Raw genomic sequence first — 15,346 nt, 5'->3', positions numbered from 1 at the left:
CTGAATGAGCGCGCTTCAGTGAGCGCGGATCACTGCTCTTGGGCCGCTTCGGCCCGTGCAGTGCGAAGATCGAGGATTTCCTTCTCGAAGTCCTCGACGGACGAGAAGGACCTGTAGACGCTCGCGAAGCGCAGATAAGCGACCTCGTCGAGTTCGCGCAGGGGGCCGAGAATGGCGAGGCCCACCTCGTGACTCGGGATTTCCGCACATCCCGTCGACCGGATCGACTCTTCCACTCGCTGCGCGAGCTGCTGGAACGCGTCCTCGTCGACCGGGCGGCCCTGGCACGCCCTGCGCACGCCGACGACCACCTTGTCGCGGCTGAACGGCTCCGTCACCCCGGAGCGCTTGACCACGGCGAGAACCGCTTCTTCGACCGTGGTGAACCTGCGGCTGCAGCTGTTGCAGGAGCGACGGCGACGGATCACCTGGCCCTCGTCGACCTCACGGGAGTCGACCACCCGCGAGTCCGAATGGCGGCAGAACGGACACCGCACGCGACCTCACCCCTTCCCAGCGCAGCACCCGACGCAGCAGCCGCACTGGTTGGGTTACCCACAACCTGTGGACTACTTACGACGGTGTAACCACTAGATGTAGGGGTAGAACCTAGATCGCGACCGACGCGGAACGCAACTCGACACGGCGCGTCGCGCGTCACTCGGTTGGAGGAACCGCGAGCGATCAGCGGTGATTACACAGCGACGCCCGCACATGACGGAGCGAACACGTCATGGCGGGCGCAGGAAACACAAGATGTGGGGGCCGCCTTACGGCGTGACCCCCATCTGCTGGAGGTAGAGCACGCCCAGGGCGATGACGGTCAGAGCGCTCAGCACGCCGGCCGCGACCAGCTCCAGAGTGGACTCGCGCTTCGGCCGGACCTCGCACGAGCTCGACTCGCGCGCGGCCGGAACGACGACCGGGTGCGGCCGCGTCGCCGGGCGCCTGGGCATGACACGGGGACCCGAACGGAGTGGACGGCCCGCTGCGACGTCCGCGTCCTCGACAACGCGCAACCGCTTCTCGACCAGCACCGCCATGACGCCCTCCATCGCAGGTCAAGCACCTTGATCGAACACAAGTTCGATCGAACGTCCGTGCGAATTTCTACCAGACCGGCGCCACGGACGCCACAACACGCGGCCAAATACCTCGAACAGGTGTTTGATCTGTGCAGCAAACACGACTACCGTCGACCGGGAAGATCGACGGAGGCCGGAATCCCATTCGAACTGGGGGCGGCGAGGAGGGACAACGACCGTGGCAGGCAAGACGATCGACCCAGATCCCGCTGTTGTTGCAACAGAGGTGAGTGAGATCGCGGGCAATGCCGGTCTGACCCTGCGCCAGCGCAAGGTGCTCGACGTGATCCGCGACTGGGTCGACCGCTTCGGCTACCCGCCGAGCGTGCGGGAGATCGGTGAGGCCGTGGGTCTCACGTCGACCTCCTCGGTCGCGTACCAGTTGCGCGCGCTGGAGCGGAAGGGCTTCCTACGCCGCGACCCGAACCGCCCGCGCGCGGTGGGGATGCTGCCCTCCGAGATCGACCCCGGTCTCGACCCGATGTCCAAGCCGACCCCCGCCTACGTGCCGATGGTCGGCCGGATCGCGGCCGGTGGGCCGATCCTGGCGGAGGAGTCGATCGAGGACGTGTTCCCGCTGCCGCGCGAGATCGTGGGCGAGGGCGAGCTGTTCCTGCTGCGCGTCGTCGGCGACTCGATGATCGACGCCGCGATCACCGACGGCGACTGGGTCGTGATCCGCAAGCAGCCCACCGCCGACCAGGGCGAGATCGTCGCCGCCATGATCGACGGCGAGGCGACCGTGAAGACGTTCAAGCGCAAGGACGGCCACGTGTGGCTGCTGCCGCACAACCCGGCCTACGAGCCGATCAACGGCGACGAGGCCACCATCCTCGGCAAGGTCGTCACCGTCCTGCGGCGTCTCCCCTAGCTCTCTCGCGGGCGGCCTTCTTCTTCTCGAAGTAGTCGAGCCACTTCTGCCTCGTGGCCTCCATGTCCACGACGACGAAGGCGAAGAACTGCCCCATGTCCTTCAGGCGCGCACCCACTGGCGTGTCGAGACCGAAGATCTCGGCACCGTCCAGTGAGGTGTGCGCCCAGACGCGGTTGCGCCCGGCGCTGGCCAGCCACGCCCGGTACCAGATGTCGTCGCCCAGGTAGTACCGCACGCGCTTGCCGTCGCGCTCGGCGTGCAGCAGGTCGAGGTCGCGCAGGTAGGCCGTCGACCGCGACACCGTGCCGGGGCTGATCGACAGCCGCAGCACCAGCTCGGTCGCGGTCAGGCTGCCCTTGTCGGTCATGAAGATCTCAGCCATGATCCGCGCCGCCGTGCGCGGTATGCCGGTCTGCACGAACGCCGCGACGAGCCTGAGGTGGAACTCCTGCACCTTGCCCGGACTGCGCCCGAACGAGTGCGCCTCCTCGTCGACGTCGAGGTCGTCGACCGACGGCAGCCGGCGCATCGCCCGTTCGCTCGCCGCCCGGTGCGCGGCGGCCGGCCGGTAGTTGTTGTGGCCGCCGTTGCGCAGGACCTCGCGCTGGATCGTCGAGGCCGGCCTTTGCAACCGTCTTCCGATCTCGGAGTACCCCAGCCCGTCCCACAGCCACTGGGCGATGAGCTGGCGTTCCTCTTCGTCTAGCCGCTTACCAGGCACGACCTCATCGTGCCTTGCGCTTCAGGCCATTGCAACGAGTCTTTTGCCGTCGTCCGCAAACGTATTTAGCTTGCAGGTAGGGGAAAGACCTCGTTGCTAGGGGGAAGCAATGCCACTGAGCCCGATGACGTATCCGGACGGGCACGTCGGCTGGCGCGCGCACGACCACGCGAGTGTGCGTGCGGTGCTCGCGGACAACCGGTTCAGCATCCGGCCGGACCTGATGCACAACCCGTTCGGTCCCGGCAGTCCCGGTGACGCGCCGCAGTCGCCGCCAGGTGCGTTCACCGACCACGACCCGCCGGAGCACACCCGGTACCGCGGCCGGTTGACCGGGCAGTTCACCGTAAGGCGGATGCGGCTGCTCGCCGAACGGCTGGAGGAGATCACCGCGGCTCAGCTGGACGCGCTGGCGGCTGCGGGGTCGCCGGCGGACCTGGTGGAGCACTTCGCGTCGCCGGTGCCGGGCCTGATGATCTGCGAGCTGCTCGGGGTGCCGTACGAGCGGCGCGCGGAGTTCCAGCAGGACGCGGTGCTGCTGACCGGTGCCAGCGGCGCGGGAGCCGGTGAGGCCGAGGCGATGTACGCGGCGTTCGAGCGGTTGCAGCGGTTCATGCTGGAGATGGTCGCGGCGAAGCGGGCGCGTCCGACCGACGACGTGCTCAGCGACCTCGTCAACGCGGAGACCGGCGCGGCCGACCCGCTCACCGACGACGAGCTGGCGACGATGGGCATGGCGTTGCTCGGCGGCGGCCTCGACACGACGACGAACATGCTGTCGCTCGGCACGCTGGAGCTGCTGCGCGACCGGGCTCGGGTGGACGCGGTGCTGGCTCGGCCCGACGCCGCCGTCGAGGAGCTGCTGCGCTACATCAGCCTGACGCCGGTGACGGTGCGCACGGCGTTGGAGGACGTCGAGGTCGACGGCGTGCTCGTGCGCAAGGGCGACACGGTCCAGGTCGAGCTCGGTTCCGCGAACCGCGACCCGGCGCGCTACGCCGACCCCGACGTGCTCGACCTGGCGCGCGGTGCGGCGGGACACCTGGCGTTCGGGCACGGCATCCACCAGTGCATCGGGCAGCACCTGGCGCGGATCGAGCTGAAGATCGCGTTCCCCGGCCTGTTCACGCGGTTCCCGAAGCTGCGGCTGGCCGTGCCCGAAGAGGAGCTGCCGCACCGGGCGAGCCTGGTGATCGGCGGCCTAGAAGGCATGCCGGTCGCCTGGGACTAGGACGAACGGTGCTCGGGATCGGGTGCGGCGAGGGGGCTGGTGTGGCTTTCGTCCGCCGCACCCGGCGCGAGTGCCTCGTTGGCGTCGGCGCAAACGCTTCGCACGACATCACCGAAGGTGCGAGGTCGTGAGCGAGCAGAGCCGTGCGTCGCGTCGACCGCGGTGAACGACGCCGCTGGCGTAGCACCGGGCAGCTCGGGTGACGAGAGCTACGAGGGTGACGACGCGGTCGTCGCGGATCGGCTGAGTCAGCAGCGTGTGGGTCAGGCGCGGCGGCGCAGGCGCAGGCCGATGACGAGGGCGCCGACGAGCACGAGGCCGCCGAGGCTCAGCGCGAGTGGCCAGTTGCCCCACGACGAGGGCGTCGCGGTCTCCGACGGCGCCGACTGCTGTTGCTGCTGTTGCTCGGCCGCGGGCGGTGGGGTCGTGGTCGTCGGCGGCGCGGCTTTCGCGAGGGCGGCGGCGCCCGCGACCGAACGGATCGGGGTGCCGGCGCCCTCGGAGGCGGAGAGCAGGGTGCCGTCCGGGTCGAACGCGATGGCCTCGCCCTGTGGCTCGTTCGCGAGCGGCACGCGGACCGGGTCGCCGGACAGCGCCTTCACCAGGTCGCCGTCGGGGACCGGGTAGAGGTAGGCGTCGGTGTAGGTGCGCAACGCGACGACGGAGCCGTCGCGCATCGCGGCGGCACCGGTCACCAGGCGTGAGTCGAGGGTGCCCTCCAGCGGGCCGCCCGGTGTGTCGGTCGTCGACAGCGACACGCGGGCAACCTGCTCCAACGGCACCGGCGCGTCAGTCCGGAGCGGGGCGGTCGGGCGGTACACCAGCGCGGAGCCGAGCGGTTCCTTCGTGATGATGTACGGCGTGCCGGACCGGTCGAGGAGCAGCGCCTCGGCGTCGTGCTTGCCGTCCGGGTAGGTGAGGCGGAACCGTTCGACGGCGCCGGAGGGCGACACCTTGTGCAACGCGACCGTGGCACGGGACTTGTTGTTGTCGCCCGTGTCGGAGGCCCACAGGGTGCCGTCCGGCGCCATCGCCAGGTCTTCGACGTCGTACGGGTCCACGGGCGCGGTGATCGTGCGCTTCACAACGCAGTCGCGCCCGAGGACCTGGATGCGCAGCGTGCCGTCGTCGCTGTCGCTGACGGCGTAGAACTGCTTGCCGTCGGACGTGAGCCCGGAGAGCTCCTGCATGGCTACCGGGCACACGTCCACCGGTGGAGGCGGGATCAAGCAAGCGATCCGTTCGTCGCGAACGGTTCGAGCACGCCGGCGAGGTCCGGGCGCACGCGGGCGCTGAGCAGCGTGCCCGACTCCGTGTGCTTCTCGGACAGCACCTCGCCGTCGCGGTGCACGCGGGCGACGACCTCGCCGCGGGCGTACGGCACGAGCGCCTCGACCACGACCTCGGGCCGCGGCATCAGCTCGGCGATGCGGGCCCGCAGCTCCTCGATGCCGACGCCGGAGTGCGCCGACACGAACGACGCGTCCGGGAACAGGTGCCGCAGCCGGGCCAGGCCCAGGTCGCCCACCGCGTCGATCTTGTTGACGACCAGCAGCTCGCGCGGCATGGGCACGTCGTTGCGCTCGTTGATCTCGGCGAGCACCTCGCGCACCGCCTTGACCTGGCTCTCCGGCATGGCGTCGGAGCCGTCGACCACGTGCACGAGCAGGTCGGCCTGGCCGACCTCCTCCAGCGTGGAGCGGAACGCCTCGACCAGCTGGTGCGGCAGGTGCCGGACGAAACCGACGGTGTCGGTCAGCGTGTACGGCAGGCCCTCGGGCGTCAGCGAGCGGCGCGTCGTCGGGTCGAGGGTGGCGAACAGCGCGTCCTCCACCAGCACACCGGCGTCGGTCAGCGCGTTGAGCAGCGAGGACTTGCCCGCGTTGGTGTACCCGGCGATGGCGACGCTCGGGATCTCGTTCGCGACGCGGCGGCTGCGCTTGGTCTCGCGGATGACCTTGATCGCGGCGAGCTCGCGGCGGAGCTTCGCGATGCGGTCGCGGATGCGGCGCCGGTCGGTCTCGATCTTCGTCTCACCGGGACCGCGCAGACCCACACCGCCGTTGCCGCCACCGGCACGACCACCGGCCTGCCGCGACAACGTCTCACCCCAGCCGCGCAGGCGCGGCATCAGGTACTGCAGCTGGGCCAGCTCGACCTGCGCCTTGCCCTCCTTGGACCGCGCGTGCTGCGCGAAGATGTCCAGGATGAGCGCGGTGCGGTCGATGACCTTGACCTTGAGCCGCTCCTCCAGCTGCCGGAGCTGGCCGGGCGAGAGCTCACCGTCGCAGATCACCGTGTCCGCGCCGGTCGCCTGCACCACGTCACGCAGCTCGGCGACCTTGCCGGAGCCGATGTAGGTCGCGGGGTCCGGCTTGTCACGCCGTTGCACCACGCCTTCGAGAACCTCGGAACCAGCGGTTTCGGCGAGGCGGGCCAGCTCGGCCAGCGAGGCCTCGGAGTCCGCGGCCGTGCCCTCGGTCCACACCCCGACGAGCACGACCCGTTCGAGGCGCAGCTGCCGGTACTCGACCTCGGTGATGTCCTCGAGTTCGGTGGACAACCCGGCGACACGGCGCAGCGCGGCACGTTCGGCGCGCTCGTAGTCGCCCGTCGAGAAGTCGTCGTCCCACTTCTCGTCGAACTCCGGGTCGAACTCTGCGCTCTGGATGTTTTCCGTCATTTGCCCTTCATCGTCCCATGGACCTTCAGTCCCCCGGATACACCGCGAGGTAGATCGCCACACGGGGAACTTCCGGCCTGACCGGTTGCGCGGCCAACTCCTCCATCAACGACGCGAGCCGCTGCTTTAGTTCCTCCGGGTCGACGGTCACGACCAGGCGGCTCTGATCCACGTCACGGAGCCCGATGTCGGCGACCTCGCCGAGGAAAGCGTGCAACATCGCCTCGCCGACGGCGACCACATTTTCGCTGTTGTCGAGCTCCCAGGACAGGCCTGTCGACCGATAGGGGATTTCTTTCGCGCCCCGGTTGCCCGCGCGCGGCGGCATCGCCTCCAGGAATCCGGCGGCGACGAGCTTGCGCACGTGGTGCAGCGTCGTGGCCGGGTCCTTGCCCAGCCGTTGCGCCAGCTCCTTGTTGGTCAGCGGGCGGTCGAACGTCATGCGGATCATCCGCAACCGCAGGTCAGAGCTCAGGGCAGCGGCTTCCTCGCTGGTCGCGGGACGACGCTTCTCGGAGAGGGGCACGACCGCAGTCTAAGTGATTGACAGTTTCCAATCACTCAGCGCAGACTCCCCGCCATGACGCTTTGGGAGCATCGCGACTTCCGCAGGCTCTGGGCCGGCGACACGATCAGCCAGTTCGGCTCGACGATCGGCATGACGGTGGTCCCGCTGCTCGCGGCGGGTGTGCTGAACGCGACACCGTTCGAGATGGGGCTGCTGGCCGCGGCGGGCACGATGGCGTTCCTGCTCATCGGGCTGCCGGCGGGCGTGTGGGTCGACCGGGTGCGCCGCAGGCCGTTGATGATCGCGATGGACGTGGTCCGCGCCGCGGTGATGCTGAGCGTGCCGGTGGCGTGGTGGCTGGGCGTGCTGGGCCTGCCGCAGCTGGTCGTCGTGAGCCTCGCGGTGGGTGTGTGCACGGTGTTCTTCGACGTGGCCTACCAGTCGTACCTGCCGTCGCTGGTCGGGCGTGAGCAGCTCGTCGAGGGCAACTCGAAGCTGCAGGCCAGCATGTCGGTCGCCGAGGTGTCCGGACCCGCGATCGGGGGGTACGTCGCGCAGTTCCTCGGCGCGGCCAACGGCGTGCTCGCCACCGGGCTGGGCTACCTGAGCTCGGCGTTCTTCCTGTTCCGCATCCGGTCCGCGGAGCCAGCGCCGGAACGGCACGCGGTGCCAGACCTGCGCCGCGAGGTGATGGAGGGGCTGCGGTTCGTCTTCGGCAACGTGACGCTGCGGGCGATCGTGGCCTGCACCGGCACGTCGAACTTCTTCCACGGCATCCAGAACGCCGTGCTGATCCTCTTCCTGCTCAACACCGCCGGGCTCGGCGAGGGCACCGCGGGCCTGGTGCTGAGCGCGGGCGGTGTCGGTGGCGTGCTCGGCGCGGCGGTGGCGTACAAGCTCGGCACCCTGGTCGGGCAGGCCAGGATGATCTGGCTGGTCCCGGTCCTGACCTGGCCGTTCACCCTGGCGCTGCCGTTCGTCTCCGGTGGCTGGGGGCTCGTGCTGCCGATGGCCGGGCTCGCGATCTCGACGTTCGGCATCGTCGTCTACAACGTCGGCCAGGTGAGCTACCGGCAGGCGATCTGCCCGGACCACCTGCTGGGCCGGATGAACGCCTCGATCCGCTGGGTGGTGTGGGGCGCGACGCCGCTGGGTGCGCTCGCGGGCGGCGGGCTGGGCTCGTGGCTGGGGATCGTGCCGACGCTGTGGATCTCGCTCGTCGGCTCCGTGCTCGGAGTGGTGTGGGTGCTGTTGTCGCCGTTGAGGGCTATGCGTGACCTGCCGAGCGCGGCTAGCGTCGAGGCCCATGGCTGACACCTCGGTGCTGCGGGACGGTCTCCACTTCGGCGAGGGACCGCGGCGCGGCCCCGACGGGCGCCTCTACTACTCGGACTTCTACGCGGGCGAGGTGCACGCACTCGACCTCGCGACGGGCGAGGACGAGGTCGTCGTCGCCTTCGACGGCCAGCCGTCCGGCCTCGGCTGGCTGCCCGACGGCCGCCTGCTCGTCGTGTCGATGCTCGACCGCACCGTCCGCCGCTTGGACGGCGACGACCTCGTCATGCACGCCGATATATCGGATATCGCGAGCTACCACGCCAACGACATGCTCGTCGACGGCGAGGGCCGCGCGTACGTCGGCAACTTCGGCTTCGACCTGCACGGGCTGATCGACGACGTCGGCGTCGCCCGGCTGCTCGAACCGGACTTCGACCCGCAGGGCGCCGCGCTCGCGCTCGTCGAGCCCGACGGCTCCGTCTCCGTCGCCGCCGAGGACCTCAAGTTCCCCAACGGCATGGCGCTGCTGCCCGACCCGACCGGCCAGTCGGAGAGCGGCAGCATCCTCGTCGTCGCCGAGACCGTTGCGTTCCAGCTCACCTCGTTTTCGGTCGACCGCAACGGATCGTTGCAAAACCGCAGGTTGTGGGCCGATGTGAAGGAGCTCGGCATCGCGCCGGACGGCATCGCCGGCGACGGGGACGGCGTGTGGGTGGCGCCGGCGTTGCAGCCCGCGGTGTTCCGGGTGACCGAGGGCGGCACGGTCACGCACCGGGTGGAGACGACGCAGACGTGCTTCGCCGTCGCCGTCGTCGGCGACAAGCTCGTGTGCCTGACCGCCCCGGACTCGCACCCCGGCGTGGTCAAGCCGGAGCGGCTCGGGAAGATCGAGGTCTACGAGCTCGGCTGAGACACCGGTCGGCGGCGTCGGTGCCCGGAGCTCGTCAGACGAGGGCGTCCCACCAGGACTTGTCGAGCTCGCCGCGCGCGACGAGCACGGCGGGGCCGGTGAGCGTCGAGGTCGTCGGCGCGATCGTCACGGTCACCTGGCCGCCGAGGACGTCGACCGTGGCCGAGCCGGTCGTCCGGCCCTGGCCGGCCAGCCACGAGGCGACCGACGCCACGGTGCCGGTGCCGCAGGACCGGGTCTCGCCCACGCCGCGCTCGTAGACGCGCATCCTGAGGGCACCCCGCTCCCCGGCGTCGGAGGCGGGCGTGAGGACGTTGATGAGCTCGACGTTGACGCCGTGCGGGAACATCACCGGGTCGTAGCCGGGTGGCACGGTGAGGTCGAAGCCGTCGACCGGGGTGTCGACGACGCACGCGAGGTGCGGGTTGCCGACGTCGACCGCGAAGCCGCCGAAGCCCTGGCCGTTGACGGCGGCGATGGAGGTGCCGGTGACGCGCGCGGGGCCCATGTCGTTGGTGACCGAGCCGTCCGGGTGCGTCGTCACCGTCCGGTCGCCGGCCCGCGTGGCGACGACGAACGTGCCCTGCGGCTGGTGGCCGGCGTCGACGAGGTAGCGGGCGAACAGGCGCAGGCCGTTGCCGCACATCTCGGCGATGGAGCCGTCGGCGTTGCGGTAGTCCATGAACCACTTGCCGTCGGACCGCACGACGCGCAGCACGCCGTCCGCGCCGAGGCCGCGCTGCCGGTCGCACAGCGCCTGGACGCGCGCCACCGTCAGGTCCAGCCGGTCATCGAGGTCGGGCAGGACGACGAAGTCGTTCTCCGTGCCGTGCCCCTTCACGAACTCCACGGCACCAGGGTACCGGCGGCCTCCACCAGATCGGGCCGCGCACCGTCCAACCAGGTGATGCGCCGGTCACGCCGGAACCAGGAGCGCTGCCTGCGCACGAACCGGCGGGTGGCGCGCTTGGTCTCCTCGGCGGCGAAGTCGATGGTGCACGCTCCGTCCATTGCGGACAGCACCTGCTGGTAGCCGAGGGCACGCGAGGCGGTCCTGCCCTCGCGCAGGCCGAGCTTCACCAGCGCGCGCACCTCGTCCTCCAGCCCGGCCGCGAACATCGCGTCCACGCGCAGGTCGACTCGGGTGTCCAGTTCGGACACCTCGCGGTCGACCCCGATCTGGACGGTGCCGTAGCGGGCGGGGCCGGGTTTGGGCAGGTTGGCGGAGAACGGCTCCCCCGTCAGCTCGATGACCTCCAGCGCGCGCACGATGCGGCGGCCGTTCGACGGCAGGATCGCGATCGCGGCGGCCGGGTCGAGCTCCCGCAACCGCCGGTGCAGCGCCTCCGGGCCGGCCGAGGCCAGCTCCGCCTCGTACCGCTCGCGCACGGCGTCGTCGGTGCCGGGGAACTTCAGGTCGTCGAGCACGGCCTGCACGTACAGCCCCGAGCCGCCGACGAGCACCGGCGTCTTCCCGGCAGCGAGGAGGCGTTCGACCACGGCGCGGGTCTCGCGCTGGTAGGCGGCGACGGACGCGGTCTCGGTGACGTCGAGGACGTCGAGCAGGTGGTGCGGGACGCCGCGGCGTTCGGCGGGGGGCATCTTGGCCGTGCCGATGTCCATGCCGCGGTAGAGCTGCATGGCGTCGGCGTTGACGACCTCGCCGCCGAACCACTCCGCGAGGGCGACGGCCAGGTCGGACTTGCCGGTCGCGGTGGGGCCGACGACGGCGATGGGAACCCTCTTCGGGGGTGTGGTCACGGGCGCTCCCAGACTGCGACGTGGTAGCCCACGCCGAACGGTGCGAAGAACTCGGCGCTCGCGCAGCGCCACGGACCGGGCACGCCGGCGAGGACCTGCCACGCCGCGCGGCCCTGCGCGCCCAGCTCGCGGGCGAGTCCGGGGTCGAGTGCGAGCAGGCCGGCGGTGTCGGCGGCGGCCAGCAGGGCGTGCACGTGCTCGTCGAACGGTCCCGAACGATCGTCGTTCGCGCCGGGCGAACGCGGGCCGTGGCGGGTGGAGCCGTCGCCGAGGACGAGCAGGCCGCAGTCCTGCCCGGCGAGCTCTCGTCCAAACTCGACACAGTCGGCGGGTGCCAGGTCAGGGGGCACGAGCTCAACGCGTGACACCTCGACCGCGCAGCGTTCGCGCAGCCACGCGGTGATGAGCACCGGCAACGGGATCCGGGGGTCCGGGCGCCCGTCACCCCCCAGGGTCACCGGCACGTCGACCCCGTAGCCGAGAAAAGTTCCGGTGAGCGGTGGCACGAACGTCGCCGGGCCGCCGACGTCGACCGCGACAGCGACCCACGGACCGGGCAACTTCCCTGCTGCGGCAACGGTTGCGGCCCGGACGGGGGCGGTCTCTGCGGCGGCTCCCGCGACCAGTTCTGGCACCAGAAGCGGCGGGTGCGGCACCACCGCGGCACGGGTGATCACGACGAACCAGGCTACCTATCGTGGACTCCCAGTACCGAGTCGAGCTCTGACCTGTTTGAATGCGCGCGGGGAACTGGGGACGGGAGACCCCTCAGCGCCCGTATTGCATCGGCCCCGCCGCTGGCGGGGCGCTCGTGGCTGGCACGGGCGTCAGATGGGAGGAACCGGCGATGTCGGAGCAGGACAGCACACCGGAGACCGTCGCGGTCGAGACCGTCGAGACTGAGGTCGAGAACGGCACCGCGGTCGAGGGTGGAGTCGAGGAAACGCCGAAGGAGACCGCGGCGGCGACGCCTCCGGCCGTCCCCGTGGCGTCGGACCACCCTGACCGCTGGGGGCGCGTGGACGCCGACGGCACCGTTTACGTGAAGACCGAGGACGGCGAGCGCGCCGTCGGGTCGTGGCAGGCGGGCGAGCCGGTCGAGGGCCTCGCGCACTTCGCGCGCCGGTTCGACGACCTGCGCACCGAGGTCGAGCTGCTGGTGTCGCGGCTCGCGTCCGGCGCAGGCGACCCCAAGCACGCCCTGACCAGCGCGAAGCACGTCAAGGAGCAGCTCGCGCAGGCCGCCGTGGTCGGTGACCTGAAGGCGCTGGCCGCTCGGGTCGAGCACGTGCTGGCGCTGGCCGAGGCGGGCATGGAGAAGGCCAAGGAGGCCAAGGAGGCCGCCCGCGCCCAGTCCGTCGCCCGCAAGCAGGCGCTGGTCGACGAGGCCGAGTCGATCGCGAACGAGTCGACCCAGTGGAAGGTCGCCGGCGACCGGTTGCGGCAGATCCTCGACGAGTGGAAGACCATCCGCGGCGTCGACCGCAAGACCGACGAGCAGCTGTGGCGCCGGTTCTCGAAGGCGCGCGACGCGTTCAACCGCCGTCGCGGCTCCCACTTCGCCGACCTCGACCGGCAGCGCACGGTGGCGAAGGCCTCCAAGCAGGCGCTCGTCGAGGAGGCCGAGAAGCTCATCGACTCCGACGACTGGGGCGCCACCGCCGGTCGCTACAAGGAGCTGATGGTCGAGTGGAAGGCCGCCGGGCGTGCGCCCAAGGAGGCCGACGACGCGCTGTGGCAGCGGTTCCGCGCCGCGCAGGACGCGTTCTTCCAGAAGCGGTCCGAGGCCTTCAGCGAGCGGGACGCCGAGTTCACGGCCAACGCGAAGCTGAAGGAGGAGCTGCTCGCCGAGGCGGAGACGATCGACCCGACGGGCGACCTCGAGGCGGCCCGCAACCACCTCTACAAGATCCAGGAACGCTGGGACGCCATCGGCAAGGTGCCGCGCGAGCGCATCCGTGAGCTCGAGGGCAAGCTGCGCGCGATCGAGGAGCGGGTGCGGGGTGCGGTGGACGCGCAGTGGCGTCGTTCCGACCCCGAGGCCGAGGCCCGCGTGGCGCAGTTCCGCGAGCGGGTGGAGCAGTTCGAGGCGCAGGCCGCCAAGGCCCGTGCCGCGGGCGACAAGCGCCGCACCGAGCAGGCCGAGGCGCAGGCCGCGCAGTGGCGTGAGTGGCTCGCCGCGGCTGAGCAGGCGCTGGCGACCCGCTAGTCAGGTCTGACGACTGAGGGGCCCACTCCACGTGCGGAGGGGCCCCTCAGGCCGTTCAGGGATGAATCGCCGGCCGTCGGTCAGAGCTGCGGCGGGCGGGAAGCGGCTATCCGCAGCCACTTGACCAGCAGCACCACCACGGCCAGCACCGCGATGGTCAGGCCGATGCCGGGGCCGGGGCCGATCGTCTTGTTGCTGGTGGTGGTCTGCTGGGTCCAGATCGACAGCACGCCGGTGACGGTCGCGGCGAACAGGCCCAGCGAGCACACCCACGCCAGCGCCCAGCGGCGCACCGCGAGCGTGAGGCCGGAGCCGACCACGCCGACGCCGAAGGCCAGGAACGCGAACAGGCGCGGCAGGAACGTCGTGGACTCGCCGAGCACGACCTGCAGCCCGGTGTGCCCGCCGATCCACGGCAGGACCAGCGAGACGAGCAGCGCGAGCACCGCGATGGAGATCGTCAGCGCGCCGGTGCCGGGGTCGATGCGGCGTGCGGCGGTGCGCTCCACCTCGTCGATCTCCCTGCGGAGGTACTCCTCGTCGCTCACCGGGCAGCACATCCCGAGACGGCGGGGAGCGGCGCCGGCTTGCCGAAGGACGGCAGGCCGAGGCCGACGCCCTGCGTCTTGGGCTTGAGGCCCGCCTCGGAGCGGTCACCGGCCTTCGTGCGCCGCCACGTCAGCGGCTCGCCGTCGGCCACGAGGTAGTGCGGGGCCGCGTAGGTGACGACGGTCTCGACGACGTCGCCGGGGCGCGGGGCGGTGGTGCCGGGCGTGAAGTGCACGAGCCGGCCGTCACGGGCGCGGCCGCTCATGCGGTGGGTCTCGGCGTCGCGCTTGCCCTCGCCGGTGGCGACGAGGACCTCGACGGTGCGCCCCAGCTGCTCCTGGTTCAGCGAGTGGGTGATCTCGTTCTGCAGCGCGACGAGGCGGTCGAACCGATCCTGCACGACGGCCTTAGGCAGCTGGTCGGGCAGCTCGGCGGCCGGGGTGCCGGGGCGCTTGGAGTACTGGAACGTGAACGCGGAGGAGAACCGGGCCTGGCGCACCACGTCGAGGGTGCCCTGGAAGTCCTCCTCGGTCTCGCCGGGGAAGCCCACGATGATGTCGGTGGTGATCGCGGCGTCCGGCATGGCGGCGCGGACCTTCTCGATGATGCCGAGGTACTTCTCGGTGCGGTACGAGCGGCGCATCGCCTTGAGCACCCGGTCCGAACCGGACTGCAGCGGCATGTGCAGCTGGTGGCACACGTTCGGCGTCTCGGCCATGGCGGCGATGACGTCGTCGGTGAAGTCCTTCGGGTGCGGCGAGGTGAAGCGGACCCGTTCGAGGCCGTCGATCCCGCCGCAGGCGCGCAGCAGCTTGCCGAACGCGAGCCGGTCGCCGAACTCGGCACCGTAGGAGTTGACGTTCTGGCCGAGCAGCGTCACCTCCAGCACGCCCTCGTCGACGAGCGTCTGGACCTCGGCGAGCACGTCGCCGGGCCTGCGGTCCTTCTCCTTGCCGCGCAACGAGGGCACGATGCAGAAGGTGCAGGTGTTGTTGCAGCCCACGGAGATCGACACCCAGCCGGAGTAGGCCGAGTCGCGGCTCGCGGGCAGCGCCGACGGGAACGTCTCCAGCGCGTCGAGGATCTCGACCTGCGCCTCGGAGTTGTGGCGGGCGCGTTCGAGCAGCACCGGCAGCGAGCCGATGTTGTGCGTGCCGAACACGACGTCCACCCACGGCGCGCGCCGGACGATCTCGCTGCGGTCCTTCTGCGCCAGGCAGCCGCCGACGGCGATCTGCATGCCGGGCTTCGCGGCCTTCTGCGGCGCGAGGTGACCGAGGGTGCCGTAGAGCTTGTTGTCGGCGTTCTCGCGGACGGCGCAGGTGTTGAAGACGACGACGTCGGCCTGCTCGTCGTCGGCGGCGCGCTCGTACCCGGCGTCCTCCAGCAGACCGGCGAGCCGCTCCGAGTCGTGCACGTTCATCTGACACCCGAACGTGCGTATCTGGAAAGTCTTCTGAACCTGCACCGTGCTCACGTCCACCACGATAAACCCTGGTCAGTGGCCTCTCTTAGGCGGTGTGCGGTCAGCCGGCCC

Annotated in this window: 16 protein-coding genes; 5 read left to right on the top strand and 11 right to left on the bottom strand. The window is 70.8% G+C overall.

Features of this window, described 5'->3' with window-relative positions; all coding sequences use genetic code 11:
* Positions 1–29 precede the first annotated feature (29 nt).
* The gene (gene nrdR, locus ADL03_RS37965) at positions 30–497 is read right to left on the bottom strand and encodes a transcriptional regulator NrdR (RefSeq protein ID WP_053738461.1); all 468 of its coding nucleotides are present in this window, start codon (positions 495–497) and stop codon (positions 30–32) included.
* 273 nt (positions 498–770) lie between these two features.
* Positions 771–1,055: a hypothetical protein gene (locus ADL03_RS37960; protein ID WP_053738460.1), complete on the bottom strand. Its 285-nt coding sequence runs from the start codon at positions 1,053–1,055 to the stop codon at positions 771–773.
* 223 nt (positions 1,056–1,278) lie between these two features.
* Here ADL03_RS37960 and lexA point away from each other — a divergent pair, with 223 nt between their 5' ends.
* A complete protein-coding gene (gene lexA / locus ADL03_RS37955) occupies positions 1,279–1,956 on the top strand; it encodes a transcriptional repressor LexA (protein ID WP_053738547.1) in 678 nt (225 codons plus the stop codon).
* On the opposite strand, the gene ADL03_RS37950 is transcribed toward lexA, so the two are convergent.
* Positions 1,931–2,680 carry a helix-turn-helix domain-containing protein gene (locus tag ADL03_RS37950; RefSeq protein ID WP_053738459.1) on the bottom strand — a complete coding sequence of 250 codons (750 nt, stop codon included), beginning with the start codon at positions 2,678–2,680 and terminating at the stop codon, positions 1,931–1,933. The genes lexA and ADL03_RS37950 overlap by 26 nt on opposite strands.
* Before the next feature lie 124 nt (positions 2,681–2,804).
* On the opposite strand from ADL03_RS37950, the gene ADL03_RS37945 reads away from it, so the two are divergent.
* Positions 2,805–3,911 carry a cytochrome P450 gene (locus ADL03_RS37945; RefSeq protein ID WP_053738458.1) on the top strand — a complete coding sequence of 369 codons (1,107 nt, stop codon included), beginning with the start codon at positions 2,805–2,807 and terminating at the stop codon, positions 3,909–3,911.
* A 263-nt stretch (positions 3,912–4,174) separates the two neighbouring features.
* Here the strand turns inward: ADL03_RS37945 and ADL03_RS37940 are convergent, their stop codons facing one another.
* Genes ADL03_RS37940 through ADL03_RS37930 form a run of 3 tightly spaced genes read right to left on the bottom strand, consistent with a single transcriptional unit; the run spans position 4,175 to position 7,120 of the window.
* A complete protein-coding gene (locus tag ADL03_RS37940; protein ID WP_053738457.1) occupies positions 4,175–5,101 on the bottom strand; it encodes a hypothetical protein in 927 nt (308 codons plus the stop codon).
* 35 nt (positions 5,102–5,136) lie between these two features.
* The gene (gene hflX / locus ADL03_RS37935; RefSeq protein WP_053738456.1) at positions 5,137–6,594 is read right to left on the bottom strand and encodes a GTPase HflX; all 1,458 of its coding nucleotides are present in this window, start codon (positions 6,592–6,594) and stop codon (positions 5,137–5,139) included.
* A gap of 25 nt (positions 6,595–6,619) precedes the next feature.
* Positions 6,620–7,120, bottom strand: coding sequence for a transcriptional regulator (locus ADL03_RS37930; protein WP_053738455.1), 501 nt, complete (start codon positions 7,118–7,120; stop codon positions 6,620–6,622).
* Positions 7,121–7,174: 54 nt separating this feature from the next.
* Here ADL03_RS37930 and ADL03_RS37925 point away from each other — a divergent pair, with 54 nt between their 5' ends.
* Together ADL03_RS37925 and ADL03_RS37920 are read left to right on the top strand one after the other, a co-directional pair.
* On the top strand, positions 7,175–8,416 hold the full coding sequence (locus tag ADL03_RS37925; RefSeq protein WP_053738454.1) for an MFS transporter: 1,242 nt from the start codon (positions 7,175–7,177) through the stop codon (positions 8,414–8,416).
* Complete coding sequence (locus ADL03_RS37920; protein ID WP_053738453.1) at positions 8,409–9,290, top strand: SMP-30/gluconolactonase/LRE family protein; 882 nt, start codon at positions 8,409–8,411, stop codon at positions 9,288–9,290. The genes ADL03_RS37925 and ADL03_RS37920 overlap by 8 nt, the downstream gene beginning before the upstream one ends.
* 34 nt (positions 9,291–9,324) lie before the next feature.
* Here ADL03_RS37920 and dapF read toward each other — a convergent pair whose 3' ends face one another.
* The 3 genes from dapF to ADL03_RS37905 are packed head-to-tail and all read right to left on the bottom strand — an operon-like array spanning position 9,325 to position 11,728.
* On the bottom strand, positions 9,325–10,140 hold the full coding sequence (dapF, locus tag ADL03_RS37915; protein ID WP_053738452.1) for a diaminopimelate epimerase: 816 nt from the start codon (positions 10,138–10,140) through the stop codon (positions 9,325–9,327).
* The gene (gene miaA, locus ADL03_RS37910; protein WP_053738451.1) at positions 10,128–11,051 is read right to left on the bottom strand and encodes a tRNA (adenosine(37)-N6)-dimethylallyltransferase MiaA; all 924 of its coding nucleotides are present in this window, start codon (positions 11,049–11,051) and stop codon (positions 10,128–10,130) included. Before miaA ends, dapF begins: the two co-directional genes overlap by 13 nt.
* Positions 11,048–11,728, bottom strand: coding sequence for an aromatic ring-opening dioxygenase LigB (locus ADL03_RS37905; RefSeq protein WP_053738450.1), 681 nt, complete (start codon positions 11,726–11,728; stop codon positions 11,048–11,050). Before ADL03_RS37905 ends, miaA begins: the two co-directional genes overlap by 4 nt.
* A gap of 170 nt (positions 11,729–11,898) precedes the next feature.
* Here ADL03_RS37905 and ADL03_RS37900 point away from each other — a divergent pair, with 170 nt between their 5' ends.
* Positions 11,899–13,260: a DUF349 domain-containing protein gene (locus ADL03_RS37900; RefSeq protein WP_053738449.1), complete on the top strand. Its 1,362-nt coding sequence runs from the start codon at positions 11,899–11,901 to the stop codon at positions 13,258–13,260.
* 80 nt (positions 13,261–13,340) lie between these two features.
* On the opposite strand, the gene ADL03_RS37895 is transcribed toward ADL03_RS37900, so the two are convergent.
* Both ADL03_RS37895 and miaB read right to left on the bottom strand, forming a co-directional pair.
* A complete protein-coding gene (locus ADL03_RS37895) occupies positions 13,341–13,808 on the bottom strand; it encodes a hypothetical protein (protein WP_197289001.1) in 468 nt (155 codons plus the stop codon).
* Positions 13,805–15,298, bottom strand: a complete 1,494-nt coding sequence (miaB, locus tag ADL03_RS37890) for a tRNA (N6-isopentenyl adenosine(37)-C2)-methylthiotransferase MiaB (RefSeq protein WP_255353449.1) — start codon at positions 15,296–15,298, stop codon at positions 13,805–13,807. Before miaB ends, ADL03_RS37895 begins: the two co-directional genes overlap by 4 nt.
* Between the last annotated feature and the right edge of the window lie 48 nt (positions 15,299–15,346).

Source organism: Nocardia sp. NRRL S-836 (assembly GCF_001279525.1).
GTDB lineage: Bacteria > Actinomycetota > Actinomycetes > Mycobacteriales > Pseudonocardiaceae > Lentzea.
The sequence above is the reverse complement of the archived record's forward strand: the minus strand, read 5'-3'. Positions and strand labels throughout refer to the sequence as shown.